18 protein-coding genes are annotated in these 17978 nt (G+C 69.4%); 4 read left to right on the forward strand and 14 right to left on the reverse strand.

Annotated elements, in window-relative coordinates; all coding sequences use genetic code 11:
- Window positions 1-353 (forward strand): GcrA family cell cycle regulator (locus tag VGD93_RS11910; protein ID WP_395012306.1); only part of this gene is annotated, 353 nt, incomplete at its 5' end.
- Between the two features lie 10 nt (window positions 354-363).
- On the opposite strand, the gene VGD93_RS11915 is transcribed toward VGD93_RS11910, so the two are convergent.
- The 3 genes from VGD93_RS11915 to otnI form a co-directional block, all read right to left on the reverse strand.
- Window positions 364-1464, reverse strand: coding sequence for an ATP-dependent DNA helicase (locus VGD93_RS11915; protein WP_395012308.1), 1101 nt, complete (start codon window positions 1462-1464; stop codon window positions 364-366).
- A gap of 163 nt (window positions 1465-1627) precedes the next feature.
- On the reverse strand, window positions 1628-2503 hold the full coding sequence (locus VGD93_RS11920; RefSeq protein ID WP_395012310.1) for a 2-hydroxy-3-oxopropionate reductase: 876 nt from the start codon (window positions 2501-2503) through the stop codon (window positions 1628-1630).
- Between the two features lie 11 nt (window positions 2504-2514).
- On the reverse strand, window positions 2515-3291 hold the full coding sequence (gene otnI, locus VGD93_RS11925; protein ID WP_395012312.1) for a 2-oxo-tetronate isomerase: 777 nt from the start codon (window positions 3289-3291) through the stop codon (window positions 2515-2517).
- A 130-nt stretch (window positions 3292-3421) separates the two neighbouring features.
- Between otnI and VGD93_RS11930 the strand changes: the two genes are divergently transcribed.
- Complete coding sequence (locus VGD93_RS11930; RefSeq protein ID WP_395012314.1) at window positions 3422-4162, forward strand: endonuclease/exonuclease/phosphatase family protein; 741 nt, start codon at window positions 3422-3424, stop codon at window positions 4160-4162.
- On the opposite strand, the gene VGD93_RS11935 is transcribed toward VGD93_RS11930, so the two are convergent.
- A complete protein-coding gene (locus tag VGD93_RS11935; RefSeq protein WP_395012316.1) occupies window positions 4159-5142 on the reverse strand; it encodes a zinc-dependent alcohol dehydrogenase family protein in 984 nt (327 codons plus the stop codon). The two genes, VGD93_RS11930 and VGD93_RS11935, sit on opposite strands and share 4 nt — an antisense overlap.
- A 97-nt stretch (window positions 5143-5239) precedes the next feature.
- On the opposite strand from VGD93_RS11935, the gene VGD93_RS11940 reads away from it, so the two are divergent.
- Complete coding sequence (locus VGD93_RS11940) at window positions 5240-5461, forward strand: DUF2934 domain-containing protein (protein ID WP_395012318.1); 222 nt, start codon at window positions 5240-5242, stop codon at window positions 5459-5461.
- A 4-nt stretch (window positions 5462-5465) separates the two neighbouring features.
- Here the strand turns inward: VGD93_RS11940 and VGD93_RS11945 are convergent, their stop codons facing one another.
- The 10 genes from VGD93_RS11945 to VGD93_RS11990 all read right to left on the reverse strand — a co-directional run bounded on the left by VGD93_RS11945 (window position 5466) and on the right by VGD93_RS11990 (window position 16513).
- Complete coding sequence (locus tag VGD93_RS11945) at window positions 5466-6500, reverse strand: P1 family peptidase (RefSeq protein ID WP_395012320.1); 1035 nt, start codon at window positions 6498-6500, stop codon at window positions 5466-5468.
- On the reverse strand, window positions 6501-7241 hold the full coding sequence (locus VGD93_RS11950; RefSeq protein WP_395012322.1) for a glucose 1-dehydrogenase: 741 nt from the start codon (window positions 7239-7241) through the stop codon (window positions 6501-6503).
- A gap of 140 nt (window positions 7242-7381) precedes the next feature.
- Window positions 7382-8842 carry an aldehyde dehydrogenase family protein gene (locus tag VGD93_RS11955; RefSeq protein WP_395012324.1) on the reverse strand — a complete coding sequence of 487 codons (1461 nt, stop codon included), beginning with the start codon at window positions 8840-8842 and terminating at the stop codon, window positions 7382-7384.
- A 137-nt stretch (window positions 8843-8979) separates the two neighbouring features.
- Window positions 8980-10596, reverse strand: coding sequence for an ABC transporter ATP-binding protein (locus tag VGD93_RS11960; protein ID WP_395012326.1), 1617 nt, complete (start codon window positions 10594-10596; stop codon window positions 8980-8982).
- Window positions 10593-11459, reverse strand: a complete 867-nt coding sequence (locus VGD93_RS11965) for an ABC transporter permease (protein ID WP_395012328.1) — start codon at window positions 11457-11459, stop codon at window positions 10593-10595. The genes VGD93_RS11960 and VGD93_RS11965 overlap by 4 nt, the downstream gene beginning before the upstream one ends.
- The gene (locus VGD93_RS11970; protein WP_395012330.1) at window positions 11456-12403 is read right to left on the reverse strand and encodes an ABC transporter permease; all 948 of its coding nucleotides are present in this window, start codon (window positions 12401-12403) and stop codon (window positions 11456-11458) included. Before VGD93_RS11970 ends, VGD93_RS11965 begins: the two co-directional genes overlap by 4 nt.
- A 90-nt stretch (window positions 12404-12493) precedes the next feature.
- Window positions 12494-14053: an ABC transporter substrate-binding protein gene (locus VGD93_RS11975; protein ID WP_395012332.1), complete on the reverse strand. Its 1560-nt coding sequence runs from the start codon at window positions 14051-14053 to the stop codon at window positions 12494-12496.
- Between the two features lie 161 nt (window positions 14054-14214).
- Window positions 14215-15501, reverse strand: coding sequence for an acetylornithine deacetylase/succinyl-diaminopimelate desuccinylase family protein (locus tag VGD93_RS11980; protein WP_395012334.1), 1287 nt, complete (start codon window positions 15499-15501; stop codon window positions 14215-14217).
- A gap of 34 nt (window positions 15502-15535) precedes the next feature.
- Window positions 15536-15985 (reverse strand): Cu(I)-responsive transcriptional regulator, encoded by a 450-nt coding sequence (cueR, locus tag VGD93_RS11985; protein WP_395012336.1) that lies wholly within the window; start codon window positions 15983-15985, stop codon window positions 15536-15538.
- 75 nt (window positions 15986-16060) lie between these two features.
- A complete protein-coding gene (locus VGD93_RS11990) occupies window positions 16061-16513 on the reverse strand; it encodes a YbhB/YbcL family Raf kinase inhibitor-like protein (RefSeq protein WP_395012338.1) in 453 nt (150 codons plus the stop codon).
- 162 nt (window positions 16514-16675) lie between these two features.
- Here VGD93_RS11990 and VGD93_RS11995 point away from each other — a divergent pair.
- Window positions 16676-17978: ABC-F family ATP-binding cassette domain-containing protein (locus tag VGD93_RS11995; protein ID WP_395012340.1), on the forward strand; the 1303-nt coding region annotated here is incomplete at its 3' end.

Raw genomic sequence — 17978 nt, forward strand, 5'->3', positions numbered from 1 at the left:
TCCGCCGCGGCTCTTCCTCTCCCACCGCGGCCGGCAGCCGCGCGGCCGGGCTGGGCGTGGTGCTGAAGCAGCGCGCCATGCACAGCGCGCCCGTGCACGGGGCCACGGCGCTCAAGCTTGCCGAGGAATTCGTGACGGAGGCCTATGTTGCGCCGCAGGTGGCCGAACTGTTCATCCCGGTGGAGCAGCGGCTCAACCTGCTGCAGCTCAACGAGAACACCTGCAAGTGGCCGATCGGGGACCCGCTGACCACGGATTTCTACTTCTGCGGGCAGCATTCCGGCGAGGGCAAGCCGTATTGCGAGTTTCACTCCCGCCGGGCGTACCACCAGCTTGAAAGGAAGAAGCGCTAGGCGGCCGGGCTCAGCTCACCACCGTGATCTTCTCGGACGCGCGGGTGACGCCGGTATAGAGCCAGCGCTGGCGGTCCTCGCGAAAGACATAGCTTTCGTCGAACAGATAGACGTTGTCCCACTGCGACCCCTGCGCCTTGTGCACGGTCAGGCAGTAGCCGAAGGTGAACTCGTCGTAGCGGCGCCGCTCGGGCCAGCCCAGCGCATCCTCCTCGCCTGAAAAGAACGCGGCGTGCGTCACCACCTTGGCCTGCGACCGGCTCTTGCCGGTGGGGTCGTCCGGGTCGAGCACCATTGCATAGCGCGCCCCCGACCGCTTCTTGACCTCCGCGGCGATCCAGATCTGGCCGTTGAGCAGCTTCTTCTGCGGGTTGTTCCTGAGGCACACCAGGCGGTCGCCGGCGACCGGCTCGTGGTGCGGCATGCCCTTGAGCTCGCGCAGCCGGTCGTTGTAGGCGACGCGGGTCTTGTTACGTCCGGCCAGCACCTGGTCGGCCCCGAGCACTGCGTCGCGGTCGACCGCGTCCTTGGCGATGACCTCGCTGTCGCCGTAGCGGCCACGCTCGAGGTAGCCACCTTCGCGGATGTCCATGGACATGCGGATGATGGGGTTGTCGGCGGCCTGGCGGTGGATCTCGGTCAGCATCATGTCGGGTTCGGCGGCAGTGAAGAACCCGGCCCCCTGCACCGGCGGCAGCTGGAACGGATCACCCAGCACCAGCACCTTGGTGCCGAAGCTCAACAGGTCGCGGCCGAGCGCCTCGTCGACCATCGAGACCTCGTCGACGACGATGAGATCGGCTGTCGCCGCCTCGCTCTCGGGGTCGAGCGCGAAGCGCGGCTCACCTTCCTTTTCCGACACCAGCGTGTAGATGAGCGAGTGGATGGTGGACGCGCCCCGGCAACCATGCTTGCGCATCACCAGCGCCGCCTTGCCGGTGAAGGCGGCGTACTTGACCGACTTCACCCCCTGCGCCAGGTGCTGGGCGAGCGTGGACTTGCCGGTGCCGGCCCAGCCGAACAGGCGGAACACCTGCGGCCCGTTCCTGTCCTTGAGCCAGGCGGAGACCTTCCTGAGGGCCTCGTCCTGCTGCGGCGACCACTCGACCATTCAGGCGATCCCGCGGGCGCCCCGCGGCACGGCGAAACCGGCGGAGAGGCAAGCGAGGTGTGGCGGCATTGAGCACTCCGCGGGAAAAGGCCGGCCGACCATAGACGATCCTGGCGCGGGACAAAATGAGAACTTCTACGGATGGGCGTCCCTGGGCGGGCGCTCAGGCTCGCTCGCCCGCCAGCGCCTCGAGCGTGCGGATCAGCCCGGAATGGTCGCAGTCGCCGTCGCCCAGGGCGATCGCGGCATTCATCAACTGCTGGGTGGCGGCGGTGTTGGGCAAGGCCAGATCGAGCGCCTTGGCAGCATCGACGGCCAGCGCCAGGTCCTTGCGGTGCAGCCGGATGCGGAAGCCGGGATCGAATGTGCGCCGGATCATGCGCTCGCCATGCACCTCGAGGATGCGCGAGGCGGCGAAGCCACCAAGCAGCGCCTCGCGCACCTTCGCCGGGTCGGCGCCAGCCTTCCTGGCGAACAGCAGCGCCTCGGACACCGCCTCTATGGTCAAGCCGACGATGATCTGGTTGGCGACCTTGGCGGTCTGGCCGTCGCCGGCGCCGCCCACCAGCGTGATGGTCTTGCCCAGTTTCTCGAACAGCGGCCGCGCCCGCGCGAAGGCTGCCGGCTCGCCGCCCACCATGATGGTGAGCGCGGCATTCTTTGCCCCCACTTCGCCGCCCGACACCGGCGCATCCAGCCAGTCGCAGCCCAGCGCCACGATGCGGGCGGCGAAGTCCTTGGTGGCGACGGGGGAGATCGAGCTCATGTCGATGACCAGCTTGCCGGGCGCGAGGCCCGCGGCGACGCCGTCCGCGCCGAACAGCACGGCCTCCACGTCGGGCGTGTCGGGGAGCATGAGGATGACCGCGTCGGCGGCCCGGGCCACCGCGGCGGGGCTGGTCTCGGCTATCCCGCCCTGCTCGACCAGCGGCCGCGAGACGTCCTTGACCCGGTGCAGGTGCAGCTGGTGGCCGGCGGCCATCAGGTGGGCGGCCATCGGGCGCCCCATGACGCCCAGTCCGATGAAACCGATGTGCATGGCAGTATCCCTCAGCGATATGGCGCCAGCCAGCCGAGCCCGGCGGTGGTGGTGGTCACGGGCTTGTACTCGCAGCCGACCCAGCCGGCATAGCCCAGCCGGTCGAGTTCGGCGAGAACGTAGCCGTAGTTGATTTCGCCGGTGCCCGGCTCGTGGCGACCCGGAGTATCGGCGACCTGGACATGCGCGATGCGGTCGCGGAGCCGGGCGAAGGTAGGCACCAAATCGCCCTGCATCACCTGCATGTGGTAGAAATCGTACTGCAGATAAAGGTTGTCGTGCCCAACCCTGTCGAGAATGCGCTCGGCATGGCGCGTACCGGAGAGGAAGAAGCCCGGGATGTCGCGGGTGTTGATCGGCTCGATGAGCAACCTGACCCCGGCATCGGCGCAACGCGGCGCCGCCCATGTGAGGTTGTCGACCAGCGTCGATTCGAGCATGGCGGGGTCGGTGTCGGCAGGCACAACCCCGGCAATGACATTGAGTCGCTCGCACCGCAGCGCCGCCGCGTAGTCGAGGGCTGCGAGCACGCCGGCGCGGAACTCCTCCACGCGGCCGGGCAGGCAGGCGATGCCGCGTTCGCCCCCGGCCCAGTCGCCCGACGGCACGTTGAACAGGACCTGGGTGAGGCCGCTGGCGGCCAGGGTTTCGGCAAGCTTGTGCTTGGGCTCGTCATAGGGTGCCAGGTATTCGACGCCCCCGAAACCGTCGCGGGCCGCAGCGGCGAAGCGATCGAGGAAGGCCAGGTCCTGATAGAGAAAGGAGAGGTTGGCGGCGAAGCGGGGCACGGCGCGGTCCTGTCGTTGCTTGGGCGACGGGCAGGTATAGGCGGGATAGCATGCGGTTGGAACCACCCCGCCCCCGTATCACCGCGCGTCGGCGGTTGACCGCGAACGCTGCGCCACAGAAGAATGCGCCATGGTATCAGTCGCCTCCTACAACATCCGCAAGAGCCTCGGCACCGACCGCAAGCGCCAGCCCGGCCGCATCCTCGAGGTCATCTCGGAGATCGACGCCGACATCGTCGCCCTGCAGGAAGTCGACCGCCGCTTCGGGGCCCGCAACTCCTCCCTCGCGGTCGAGAACATCCTCAAGGACACGGCCTACGAAGTGGTACGCTTCGGCGTCAGGCCGACCAGCCTCGGCTGGCACGGCAACACCATCCTCATCCGCAAGGGCATCGAGGTCCTCGCCCACAAGCGGCTGACGCTGCCGGCGCTGGAGCCGCGCGGCGCGGTCATGGCCGATCTGCGCGTCAACGGTCGCACGCTGAGGGTGATCGGCATGCATCTGGGTCTGGTCGGACTGTGGCGGGTGCGCCAGGCCCGGGCGGTGCTGCAGCATCTCGAAGCACTGGAGGAGAAGCTGCCGACCGTGTTCATGGGCGATCTCAACCAGTGGACCACCGAGGGCGGGTGCCTTGCCCAGTTCGCACAGACCCACAACATCATCGCCCCCGGCCCGAGCTTCCATTCGAGCCGTCCCGTCCTGCCGCTCGACCGCATCATCACCGACCTCGACCTCGACGTGATCGAGGCCGGCGTGCACATGTCGGAGAAAGCCCGGCGTGCCTCCGACCACCTGCCGGTCTGGGCTCGGCTCCGCATCCGGGATGCGCCGACGGCGGCCCCGAGCTTTCCGCCGCAGGCCGCGCCTTAAGGTACGAGCACGGCGGCTCCCGTGACCCGGCCGGCCCTGAGGTCGGCGAGCGCGGCGTTGGCCTCTTCCAGCGGGTAAGGCGTTGCCGCCACCCGAATCGGGGTGCTGGCCGCGCGCGCGAAGAATGCATGGCCGTCCTCGCGCGTGAGGTTGGCAACCGACACGATCTCCCGTTCTTCCCACAAGAGCCGGTAGGGGAAGGAGGGGATGTCGCTCATGTGGATGCCGCCGCAGATGACCCGCCCACCCTTGCGGAGGGCGGCGAGCGCCGTCGGCACCAGGGCGCCGACGGGCGCGAACAGGATGGCAGCGTCGAGCTTTTCGGGCGGTTCCTCGTCGGAGCCTCCGGCCCATGCCGCCCCGAGCCCGCGGGCAAGACGCTGGGCGGCCGTGTCCCCCGGCCGGGTGAAGGCAAACACGGAGGCGCCGTCGGCGACCGCGAGTTGGGCAAGGATGTGCGCCGCCGCGCCGAAGCCGTAGAGGCCTAGCGTCCGGGCCCCCGCCGCCTTGGTGTAGGCGCGATAGCCGACCATGCCTGCACAGAGCAGCGGCGCCGCCTCGACATCGCCGCAGCCCGTGGGAAGCGCGAAGCAGAAGGCGGCCGCCGCCCTGGCGTATTCGGCGTAGCCGCCATCGGCCTGGTAGCCGGTGAGGACCGGCTCGTCGCACAGATTCTCCCGGCCGGCGCGGCAATGGGCACAGTGCCCGCAGGTGCCGCCGAGCCAGGGGATGCCGACGCGCTGGCCCAGGCGGAAGTCCGCGACCCCTTCGCCCAGTTCCACGACCGTCCCGACAATCTCGTGCCCCGGCACGAGCGGCAGCGCCGGCTCGGGCAGTTCGCCGTCGACGACGTGCAGGTCGGTGCGGCAGACGCCGCAGGCCAGGACCCTGACCACGATCTCCCCTGCCCGCGCTCGGGGCCGGGGCAAGTCCACCAGCCGCAACGGCCGGCCGGGCGCGGTGAGTTGCATGGCGCGCATCGCTACGTGCTCCGCCGCGACGGGGAACTGTGCCTTGCCCCGCCGAGTTTCCCCCACACTGCGTCGATCCGCGGTTTGCGGCAAGCGGGAGGCGGGAGTGAACGACAAACGGTCCGACGAATGGAACGAGGCCATCCGCCGGACGGCGTATTTTCTCTGGGAGCAGGACGGCCGTCCAGCGGGAAAGGAAGCCCATTACTGGCAACTCGCCAGGGAGAAGCACCTGCGCCAGCGGGCCTACGATCTGTGGCTCGCCGAAGGCGCCCCCGAGGGCAAGGCCGAGACGTACTGGGACCGGGCCAGGAACGATTTGCCGTGAGGCTCTAGACGCCCCAGCGCTGCTCCCATGTCGGCAGGCGGTCCCCCGGCGCGGGCGTGGCATGATAGATGGCGCGGGCCATGGCCCGGGCAAGGCAGACCGCGGCGGCGTGACCGAGCAGCATGATGTCGCCGATCTCGGGCCCGATGGGCCGCGCCCCGGTGGCGACCGAAAAGACGAGGTCGCCGTCGACCGGGGTATGCGCGGGGCTGGCGCCGCGCGCGATGCCGTCCTGGGCCGCGACGGCGAGGCGCTTGGCCTGCGCCTTGGTCAGCACGGCATCGGTGGCGACGATGGCGATGGTGGTGGAGGCGACCGGGTTCACCGCGTCGCGCTTGCTGCGCGCCGACTGTGCGAACGGCACGCTGCCCCCGAACGGTCCGCGGGCGCCGAACTCGCCGTCGATTTCGAACGGCGCCGCCCAGAAATGCGGGCTATCGCCCACGGTCACGCTGCCCGTGGGGTTGGCGGCCACCAATGCCCCGACAGTATGGCCGCTGGGCAGGACCAGCGAGGCCGAGCCGAGCCCGCCCTTGAGGGTGGCGGTGAGGGCTCCCGTACCGGCCCCGGCCGTACCGAGTGCGAAATCTTCCGAGGCGGCGGTAAAGGCCTGCGCTCCCAGCCGGCGATAGGGGTTGCTCTCCCAGTCCTTGTCGCCACCGTTGAGCAGGTCGAAAATGATGGCGGCGGGCACGATCGGAACGATCGCCGTTTCCACGCGAAAGCCGCGGCCCTGCCGGCGCAGGGCATCCGATACACCCGAAGCGGCATCCAATCCGAAGGCCGAGCCGCCCGAGAGGACCAGCGCATCGACGCCTTCCACCAGCTTGTCGGGTGCCAGCAACTCGGTCTCGCGCGCCCCGGGGGCGCCGCCCATGACGTCAACCGAGGCGATGAACGGCCGATCCGCGACGAGCACCGTGGTGCCGGTCTTGATGGCGTGGTCTTCGGCATTGCCGACCCGGAGACCGGCGACGTCGGTGATGAGGTTGCGCGGCCCGGGCATCGCCTCGAGCGGACCGGTAGCGGCATGCGGCATCTAGATCACCCGCCCGCCATCGACCTCGAGCGCCACGCCGGTGATCATCGCCGCCTCGTCGGAACACAGGAAACAGGCGGCGTTGCCGATGTCCTCGGGCGTCGAGAAGCGTCCGAGCGGGATGGTGGCGAGGAATTTTGCCCGCATCTCGGGCGTGTCCTCGCCCATGAAGGACTTCAGCAGCGGCGTCTCGCCGGCCACCGGGTTGATGGCATTGACGCGGATGCCGACCGGCGCCAGTTCCACCGCCATGCCCCTGGTGGCAGTGATCATCCAGCCCTTGCTGGCATTGTACCAGGTGAGGCGCGGGCGCTGGCTGACGCCGCCGGTCGAGGCGATGTTGAGGATGGCGCCGCCGCGGTTGGCCTTCATGTGCGGTACCAGCGCCCGGGCCGTGAGGTAGACCGACTTCATGTTGACCGCCGCAACGCGGTCGAAATCGGCTTCGGAGATTTCGTCGAGCGCCGCCGGCATGTGGGTGACGCCGGCGTTGTTGACGAGGATGTCGACACGGCCGAAGGCCATCAGCGCCGCCGCCGCCATGGCATTGACGCTCTCGTCCCGGGAGACGTCGACCTGCTGGGCGAGGACGCCGAGTTCGTCGGCCAGCGCCCTGGCCGCCGCGCCGTTGATATCGGCGATCATCACCGACGCGCCCTCGGCCACGAACTTGCGCACGATACCGGCCCCGAATCCGGAGGCTCCGCCGGTGATGATGGCGGTCTTTCCTGAAAGTCTCATGCGCTATCCCTCACAGAATCCCCCTCATCCGCCTTGCCTTCACCTTCTCCGAGGAGAAGGTGAAGGAAACGCGAGCTCCCAGTCGGCGCCTTCTCCCTTGATGGGAGAGGGTGGGCGAAGCCTGGACGAGGGCGGACAAGTCATCCGTGCCACGCGGCCACCGTCTTCAGCACCGAAAAGCCGTAGAGGGCCTCGAGCCCCTTCTCGCGGCCGTGGCCCGAGCGACCCGTGCCACCGAACGGCAGTTCAACCCCGCCGCCGGCGCCGTAGTTGTTGATGAACACCTGCCCGGAGCGGATGGCGCGGGCGAGCCGCATCTGCCGTGCCCCGTCGGCGGTCCAGATGCCGGCGACCAGCCCGTAATCCGTCCCGTTGGCGATGCGCACCGCGTCGGCCTCGTCGTCGAACGGAATGACCACCTGCACCGGGCCGAAAATCTCGTCCTGCGCCAGCCGGTTGCCGGGATCGGCGCCGGCAACCAGCGCCGGAGCGAAATAGTGGCCGCCGGCCGGAACGCTGTCGGCGACGTGGCCGCGCGCCACGATGCGGGCGCCGCCCAGATCGGCGAGGAACCCCGAGACGATCTCGTGCTGCCGTGCCGAAACGAGGGGGCCGACATCGAGATCGGCCATCGCCGGCCCGACCTCGAGCGCCCGGTAACGCTCGGCCAGGCGCTCCAGTACCGCCTCGTAGACGGGGCGTTGCACGAGGATGCGCGAGGCGGCCGAGCAGGTCTGGCCGGCGTTCTGGATGCCGGCGTTGACGAGGAAAGGCAGCGCCCGCTGGAGATCGGCGTCCGCGAACACGAGTTGCGGCGACTTGCCGCCCAGTTCCAGCGTGACCGGCACGACGTTGCGCGCTGCCGCCTGCTGCACCAGCATGCCGACCCCGACCGAGCCGGTGAACGACAAATGGTTGACGCCGGGATGGACGCTGAGCGCCGCGCCCGCCTCTTCGCCGAGGCCGGGCACGACGTTGAGCGCGCCCCTGGGCAGTCCGGCCTCCTCCGCGATCGCGGCGAAGGCGATGGCGGTGAGGCACGCCTCCTCGGCCGGCTTCAGCACGGCGGCATTGCCCATGCACAGCGCCCCTCCGACCGACCGGCCGATGACCTGCATGGGATAGTTCCACGGGATGATGTGGCCGGTAACCCCATGCGGCTCGCGTAGCGTGTAGACGGTGTAGCCGGCCTGATAAGGGATCGTCTCGCCCATCAGCTTGTCGGCCGCGCCACCATAGAACTCCATGTAGCGAGCGAGGGCGAGCGCATCGGCGCGCGCCTGCCTCAGCGGCTTGCCGACGTCGAGCGCCTCGAGCCGGGCGAGATCGTCGACGCGTTCCAGCACCTTGTGCCCGATGCGGGCGAGGATGCGGCCGCGTTCGGCGGCGGGCATCCTGCCCCACTCGCCATGGTGGGCGGCCGGGGCCGCCACGACGGCGGCGTCGATGTCGGCCGCCCGGCCGCGCGGGATGTGTGCAAGAATTTCACCGGTCGAGGGATTCTCGAGCGGCAGCGTTTCCTGGCCGTTGGCGAGCACCCATTCGCCACCGATGAAGCAGCGGGAGGGATCGAAGAACAGGTCGAGGTCGGACGTGGTCATTCCCGATGCGTACCCCCTCCCCAACCCTCCCCACAAGGGGGAGGGTGCTGCTTCGTGGTCGCGGCGCCGGCTTGCCCCTCCGCCGGACACACCCTCCACCGCTTGCGTGGGGAGGGTTGGGGAAGGGGTGGTTGGGGCTATGCCCCTGCCCTCTGCCGCGCGGCGAGCGCCGCCTCCAGGTCCGGCGTCGCCGCGATCAGTTCCTGCGTATAGGGGTGCTGGGGATTGCGGAACACTGCCTCGGTCTCGCCGGCCTCGACGATCTGGCCGCCGCGCATCACCAGCACGCGGTCGGTGATGGCGCGCACCACCGATAAGTCGTGCGAGATGAACAGATAGGACAGCTGCAGCCGGCCGGAAAGGTCGGCCAGCAGGTCGAGGATCTGGGCGCGGATCGAAACGTCGAGCGCCGAAACCGCCTCGTCGAGGATGATCAGCGCCGGGGAGATGATCAATGCCCGGGCGATCGCGATGCGCTGGCGCTGGCCGCCCGAGAACTCGTGGATGTACTTGTCCGCGTCGGCGGCCTTGAGGCCGACATCTTCCAGCGCCTCGGCGACGCGGCGGGCGCGTTCGGCGCCGGCGGGGGCGGCGTTCCCGAGCAGGTGGAAGGGTTCGGCCACGAGCCTGTCGACGCGGTGGCGCGGGTTGAAGGAGCCATAGGGATCCTGGAACACCACCTGCATCTGGCGGCGGGCCGCGGCCGAGGCGCCCCGCGCGATATCCTCACCGGCCAGCACGATGCTGCCGGCCTGCACTGGCTCCAGTGCCATGATGGCGCGGGCGAGGGTCGACTTGCCCGAGCCGCTTTCCCCCACGAGACCGACATTCTCGCCCCGGTCGATGCGGAAGCTGACGCCATTGACGGCGCGGAATGGTTTGGGCGCCTGGAACAGGCTGCGGCGGGGCAGCCGGTAATCACGCACCACCCCGTCGACGCGCAGCACGGGGGCGTCGCCTGGCGCCACCCGCGGTGGATGGCGCGGCGGCAGATGGCTCGAGGCGGCAAACAGGGCCCTGGAATAGGGGTGCCGCAGGTTGCGGAAGACATCGAGCGTCTCGCCCGCCTCCACCACCTCGCCGCGGCGCATGATGGCGATGCGGTCGGCGTTACCGGCGACCACGGCAAGGTCGTGGGTGATCAGCATCATCGCCATGCGGTCCTCGTCCACCAGCCGCGACAGCAACTTGAGGATCTGCGCCTGGGTGGTGACGTCGAGGGCCGTGGTCGGTTCGTCGGCGATGAGCAGTTGCGGTCGCAGCGCGATCGCCATGGCGATGACGACGCGCTGGCGCTGGCCGCCGCTGAGTTCGTGCGGGTAGCGATCGAGGGGAAAGCGGGACGCCGGCAGCTCGACGCGGTCGAGCGTCTCGCGGGCAATGCGCATGGCCTCGGCGCGCCCGGCCATGCCGTGTACGAGCACCGTCTCCGCCACCTGCTCGCCGATGGTCTTGACCGGATTGAGCGCCGTCATCGGCTCCTGGAAGACCATGCCGACCTGCCGCCCGCGCAGCGCGCACATCTGCGCCTCGGGCCGGTTGAGCAGTTCCTCGCCGGCGAGCCGGATGCTGCCGGTCGCAGCCGCGCCGCGCGGCAACAACTGCATGATGGCGAGCGCCGTCATCGACTTGCCCGAGCCCGATTCGCCGATGACGCCGAGGATCTCGCCGGCGTCGACGGCAAGATCGATATCGTTGAGGATCTGGATCGGCCCGATCGACAGCCTGAGGTTCGAGACTTCCAGCAGGCTCATCCGCGGCTCCGCCTGAGCTGCGGGTCGAAGACGTCGCGCAGGCCATCGCCCATGAGGTTGACCCCGAGCACGGTGAGGACGATGGCCAGGCCCGGGACCAGCGCCACGTGCGGGGCGAGGGTGATCATGGTCTGCGCGTCGGCCAGCATCTTGCCCCAGCTCGGGGTGGGCGGCTGCGTGCCCAGCCCGACATAGGCCAGCGCCGCTTCGGCCAGGATGCCGAGCGAGAACTGGATGGTCGCCTGGACGATCAGCGTATTCATGATGTTGGGCAGGATGTGTTCGAACGAAATGCGCAGGGCGCCCTTGCCGGACACGCGCGCCGCCATGACGAACTCGCGCTGCCACAGGCTCAGCGCGGCGCCGCGGCTCAGCCGCGCGAACACGGGGATATTGAAGATGCCGATGGCGATGATGGCGTTGACGGCACCGGGCCCGAACACGGCGGTGATGAGGATGGCGATGAGCAGCGCCGGGAAGGCGAAGACGAGGTCATTGGAGCGCATGATGAGCTCGTCGAGCAACCCGCCGCGACGCGCGGCGGCGGCCAGCCCGAGCGGAGTACCGACGGCGACGCCGAGCCCGACCGCGATCAGCGCCACGGCGATGGAGGTGCGGGCGCCCACCATCACCATGGAGAAGGTGTCCCGCCCGAAATGGTCGGTGCCCAGCCAGTGCAGCGCCGAAGGCGGCCTGAGCTTGTTGGGGATGTCCTGCACCGAAGCGCCGTAGGGCGTCCATACGAAGGACAGCAGCGCGGCAACGACGAAGACGGCGGTGATCGCCGTGCCGATGACGAAGCTGCGCGAGGTGAACGCGGCCCGCAGCACGTGGTCGCGGCGGGCGAAACCGCTCTCGCTCATCCGCCGTGCCTCCGCAGCCGCGGGTCGACCAGCGCATAGGTCATGTCGACGACGAAAGTGACCACGATGACGGCGAACACCAGGATCATGACCACCGACTTGACGACGATGAGGTCGCGTTGCGTGATCCCCTGGAATACCAGCCGCCCGAGGCCGGGCAGGAAGAACACCTGCTCGATGATGATTGCGCCGGCGAGCAGGAACGAGAACTGCAGCCCGATGATGGTGAGCACCGGGATGAGGGCGTTCCTGAGCGCGTGCCGCCACAGCGTCTGGCGCTGCGTCAGGCCCTTGGCACGGGCCGAGCGGACATAATCCTCGGTCAGGGTGTCGAGCAGGGCCGAGCGCATGACGCGGGCGAGGATCGAGGCCTGCGGCAAAGCCAGTGCGATGGCCGGCAGGGTCAGCGCCTTGAGCGCCAATAGCGGATCGCTCCAGCCCGGAAAGCCGCCGGCCGAGAACCAGCGCAGCGTCACCGAAAACAGCAGCACCAGGAGCATGGCGAACCAGAAGTTCGGAACCGCGACGCCCAGCTGGGTCAGACCCATGATCGACACGTCGGCGGCCGAGCCGCGCCGCGCCGCAGCAATGATGCCGACCGGGAAGGCGATGAGGGTGGATAGCGTCAGCGCATAGATGGCCAACGGCAGCGACAGCCAGATGCGGTCAGCGACCAGATCGGCCACCGGCACCTTGTAGGTGTAGGAAATGCCGAGGTCGCCGCGGAAGAAGCCGAACAGCCAGTTGAGGTAGCGTTGCAGCGGTGGGCCGTCGAGACCGAGCGCGTCGCGCAGCGCCGCTGCCGATTCGGGCGTGGCGTTGAGGCCAAGCATGAAACTGGCCGGGTCACCCGGCACCACTTCGAGCACGAGGAAGATGACGACGCTTGCCACCAGCAGGCTTAGCAGCAGCGCGGCAAGTCGGTTGAGCAGGAAGGGAAGCATTGGCGGCCTGGTACTTTCCCCTCTGGCAGGTGCGAATGCGGTCCGGAACGGCGGACGGGCGGAGCAGGCGCCCCGCCCGTCCGGGCAATCCTACTGCGCCCAGTGCACCGCGGTCAGGTCGGTTGCCTGGGTCGGCGCGTTTTCCCACATGCCCATGAGCTTGGCGTTCTCGACGCCGACCTTGGGCAGCTCGAACAGGAAGCCAGCGACGAAATCGTTGGCGAGTTGCGTCTGCGCCGCCTTGAGCAGCTCGGAGCGCTTGGCCGGGTCGGCAGTCACCGCCAGGTCGGCGATGACCTGCTTGAAGGCGTCCGAGTGGTAGTTGAAGTAGTAGTCGTCGCGCGCGAAGATGCCGATGTCGTTGGGCTCGGTGTGCGAGACGATGGTGAGGTCGTAGCTGAAGCTCGCCGGGCACGAGCCGTCATAGGCCGGCGGCTTGTCGCCCTCGCCCACCGCTCCGGGGCACGGCGCCGGCCGGAACACCTCCGGGCTCAGCCACTGCGCCCACTCGACATTGATCACCTGGACGTCGATGCCGACGGCCCGCAACTGCTCGGCAATGATCTCGCCGCCGCGCCGCGCATAGGGCGCCGGCGGCAGGTGCAGCGTCAGCTTCGGGTTGCTGACGCCCGCTTCGGCAAGCAGCGCCTTCGACCGCTCCGGGTCGTATTTGGACAGCGAGGTGAGGTCGACATAATCGGGATGCGTCGGCGGCCAGAAGGTGCCGATGGGAACGCCGAAGCCGAACATGGCGCCGTCGATCACCGCCTGCCGGTCGATGGCGTGGGCAATGGCCTCGCGCACCTTGATGTTGTCGAGCGGCGGCTTGCCATTGTTCATGGCGAGGATGGTTTCGCCCTGGGTGGTGCCGACCACGACGCGGAAGCGCGGATCGCTCTCGAACACGCCCACCGTTTCGGGCGCCGGGAAATTCGGGAAGGTGTCGACGTCGCCGGCCTGCAGCGCGGCCAGCGCCGCCGTCGGGTCGGCGATGTAGCGGAAGGTCGCCGATTCGAGCGCCGCCGGCGTGCCCCAGTAGTTGGGGTTGCGCGCGAGCTCGATGCTGTCGCCGGGACGGCGCTGCTTGAAGGTGAACGGCCCGGTGCCGATCGGGTTGGTGCCGTTGGCGGCGGCCGATTCCGGCGCGACGATCACCGCGTCGCCCCAGGCGAGATTGTAGACCAGGTTGCCGTCGGGCTTGCTCAGCGTGATCCTGACGGTGAGCGGATCGACCGCTTCGACCGAGGCGATGGCGGCATAGAGCGCCTTTTGCGCGTTGAGCGAGCCCTCGGCGCCGATGCGCTCGAGCGAGAACTTGACGTCCTCGGCGTCCATGGTCGTGCCGTCGTGGAAGGTCACCCCCTCGCGCAGGTGGAAGGTGTAGGTGAGGCCGTCCTCGGAGATCTCCCAGCTATGGGCGAGGCCGGGGACGATGCTGCCGTCCGGGGCGAAGCGGGTCAGCCCTTCGAAGACGTTGGCATAGACCACTTCGTCGACCGCCGCGGCGGCCTCCGCCGTCGGATCGAGGCTGGGCGGCTCAAGCACGAGGCCGACCTTGACGTCGGTCCGTGTCTGGGCCAGGGCGGGCGTCGCGGCGGTCGACAGGGCGAGGGCGCCGGCCAGTGCCAGCACGACCAGTGATGTGCGCATTGATGTTCCTTCCTGTTCTGGGCCGCTATCGCCTGCGACCCTTGCCGTGATCCTAGAGCGGTTGGGGGGAAAACGGAATTGTGACGTAAGCGGCACTCCCCGCTCGCATGCGGCGACGCCCCTGCCCCGCCGGGCTCCCAGCCAAGGCGAGAGGGGTGTCCTCAACTGCCACCCGCCAGCAGCCGGTGCAGCGTCAGGGCCATCACCTTGGCAGAATCGAGCATGTCGTCGACCCCGACATATTCGTCCGGCTGGTGTGCCAGGTCGAGGATGCCCGGGCCGTAGGCGATGCAGTTGTGCATGCGCCCGATCCGGTCGATATGCTTCTGGTCGTAGGTGCCGGGGGAGACCACGTATTCGGGCGCCAGCCCCAGCACTTCGGAAATGGCGGCGGAGACCGCCGTCACCACCGGCGCGTCGCGCTCGGTCATCGTCGGCGGCACCGTCCACAGTTCGCGCAGTTCGTAGGAGAAGCCCGGCCGCGCGGCCTTGAGCCCCTCGAGCAGGTCGACGATCTCCTGGCGGACCGCCGCGGGTTCTTCCTCGATGAGGTAGCGGCGGTCGATGATCATCCGGCTCGAATCGGCCACCACCGCCGAGGGAAAGCCGGTGAAACCCTCCTCAGGTTCGGGCAGCCCGCCATGCAGCGAGTTGATGTTCATTGTCGATTGCCGCGCCCCAGGCGGTACGACGGGCATGTCGGTGCGGCGCGATGCCAGTGCCGGATAAAGGCGATCTTCCATCGCCGCGAGCACCGCGCCCATATGGCGGATGGCGCTGTCGCCGAGAAACGGCATGGAGCCGTGCGCGATGCGGCCAAAGGTCTCGATCTCCGCCCACCAGACGCCGCGATGGCCGAGGCAGATGCGGTTCTTGTTGAGCGGCTCGGGAATGATGACGTGCTGCACGCGCTCGGGCGAGAACCAGCCCTTTTCGGCGAGCCAGGCGACCCCGCCATAGCCGCCCGATTCCTCGTCGGCGGTGCCCGAGATCTCGATGGCGCCGGAAAAATCCGGGAAGGTGTCGGCGAAGGCCTCCGCCGCGATGATCGAGGCGGCGAGGCCACCCTTCATGTCGCAGGCGCCGCGGCCGTAGACGCGGCCGTCGGCGAGTTCGCCGCCGAACGGATCGAAGCTCCAGCCGCTGCCGGCCTCGACCACGTCGTGGTGCGAGTTGAAATGCACGCATTCACCGGCATGCGCGCCGTCGCGCCGGGCGATGACGTTCCAGCGCGGGTATTTTTCGCTGTCGCCGGGGGCGCCCTCGGCGCGCACCAGCTCGGCGGAAAAGCCGCGTCCCCGCAGCCGCCGCGCCAGATATTCGCAGACCTCGAGATAGGCCTCGCCCGGCGGGTTCAGGGTGGGAATGCGAATCAGATCCTGCGTCAGCGCGACGAGCTCGTCGCGGCGGGCATCGATGGCGGCGGTCAGGCGATCGGTGGCGGTCATGGCCCGGCGAGACTGGGATGCGTTGCGCAGGCTGTCAACGCCCTGCCCCGCCCGCAGCGAGGTGCCGGCGGCGGCGCGCCGGCGCTGGCGCCGCCGGCGGGGCGGCCAGGTCATCGAGGATGGGGCAGTGCGGGCGACGATCGCCGTGGCAGTTCTCGGCGAGATGGCGCAGCGTGCGGCTCATGGCCTGAAGCGCCCGCGCCTTGTCCTCGAGCTCGGCCACGTGCTTGAGCGCGATGGCCTTGACGTCGGCGCTGGCGCGCGACTGGTCGCGCCACAGGGCCAGCAGTTCGCCCATCTCGGCGACGGAGAAACCGAGGTCGCGGGCCCGGCTGATGAAGGTGAGCGTGTGCACGTCCTCGCGGCCATAGATGCGGTAGCCGGCGGCGCTGCGCCCGGCCGCCTCGATGAGGCCGATGGACTCGTAGTAGCGGATCATCTTGGCCGAAACGCCGGAGGCCCGCGCCGCCGCGCCGATGTTCATGCCGTCCTCCTGGGCTCGCCCTGCACGCCGAAGAGCTACCAAGACCTTCCTAGAATGGCAAGGTTGCGGCGAGTGCTACCGCCCGTAGATGGCGACCAGTTCGGTCTCGGCCAGCGCGTGCCGGCGGGCGGCGCGCCACATCTCCTTGACCCGGGTGGCGGGGGTGAGCGGAAGCGTGTCCACGTCGAGCGCAGCGAGGCGGAAATGGTAGCGGTGGGGCGCGTCGCCACGCGGCGGGTGCGGGCCGCCATAGCCGGGACGGCCGAAATCGTTGATTGCCATGGCCAGCCCGTTGGCGGCTGCGCCGGCGTCGAGCCGGCGCGTGGCGGCCGCGATATTGCAGGCGCCCCAGTGCCAGAACGAGCCGCCGGGCGCGTCGGTGTCCTCCAGCGCCAGCGCGAAGCTCCGGGTGCCGGGCGGCGGATCGCTCCAGGCAAGGGGCGGCGACAGGTCCTCTCCATCCCCAGTGTGGCGCACCGGAATGGTGCCGCGGGCGGGGATGGCGGGACTGCTGAGCTGGAACGGCATCCGGACCTCCTCGGGCAAGCGGTTCCGCCGGGCGCGCGGCGTCAGGCGACCGACGCGAGCATAGCAGCAGCGGGCGCCGCCTGATACCGGCAGGCGCAGCGGTTGATCTGGGGCCCCTGCCGTGCTCTATGCGGCCCATCCCGCAACCGGAACGACGTATCCATGGCCGCAGCGCCGATCCTTGCACTGCAGGGGATCAGATTGACCATCGGCAGCACGCTGCTGCTCGAGGACGCCGAACTGTCGGTCACGGCCGGCGACCGGATCGCGCTGGTCGGCCGCAACGGCTCGGGCAAGTCGACACTGCTCCGGATCGCGGCGGGCGAGATCGAGCCCGACGCCGGCCGGCGCTTCCTGCAGCCCGGCGTCACCATCCGCTACCTGCCGCAGGAGCCGGACCTCTCCGGCTTCCCCAGCACGCTGCACTATGTCGAAGACGGCATGCAGGCGGGCGACGAGCATTATCGCGCCACCTACCTGCTCAATGCGCTCGGCCTCACCGGCGAGGAAGAGCCGGCCCGGCTTTCGGGCGGCGAGGCGCGCCGGGCCGCTCTGGCCCGGGTCCTCGCGCCGGAACCGGACATCATCCTGCTCGACGAGCCGACCAACCACCTCGACCTGCCGGCCATCGAATGGCTGGAAACGGAGCTGGGGGCCATCCGGTCCGCCTTCGTCATCATCAGCCATGATCGCCGCTTCCTTGCCGACCTCACCCGCGCAACCGTCTGGCTCGATCGCGGCGCGACGCGACGGCTCGACCAGGGCTTCGCCGCCTTCGAGGGGTGGCGCGACAGCGTCCTCGAGGAGGAGGAACTGGCCCGCCACAAGCTGGACCGCCAGATCGTGCGCGAGGAGCACTGGCTGACCTACGGCGTCACCGCCCGGCGCAAGCGCAACGTCGGCCGCCTGGCACGGCTGGCCGACCTGCGCCGGGAACGGCGCGAACAGCGCCGCGCGGCAGGCACGGTCACGCTCGCGGTCTCCGAGGCAGAAAGCTCGGGCAGGATGGTCGTCGAGGCCGAAAGCATCGGCAAGCGCTTCGGCGATCGTGACATCGTCAAGGACTTCTCCGTCCGGGTGCTGCGCGGCGATCGCGTGGGCATCGTCGGGGCCAACGGGGCCGGCAAGACGACCCTGATCCGCATGCTGACCGGCGAACTGCCCCCCGATACCGGCCGCGTGCGGCTCGGGGCCAATCTCGAACTCGCGACGCTGGACCAGGGCCGCCGCTCGCTCGATCCCGCCGCAACGCTCAAGCAGGCCCTGACCGCCGGAGGTAGCGACACGCTGCGCATCAACGGCCAGCCCAGGCACGTGATCGGCTACATGAAGGACTTCCTGTTCACTCCCGAGCAGGCCGGGACAGCCGTGGGCAAGCTCTCCGGCGGCGAGCGGGGGCGGCTGGCGCTGGCCCGGGCGCTGGCGCTGCCCTCGAACGTGCTCGTCCTCGACGAGCCGACCAACG

Source organism: Devosia sp., assembly GCF_036406155.1.
Lineage (GTDB): Bacteria > Pseudomonadota > Alphaproteobacteria > Rhizobiales > Devosiaceae > Devosia_A.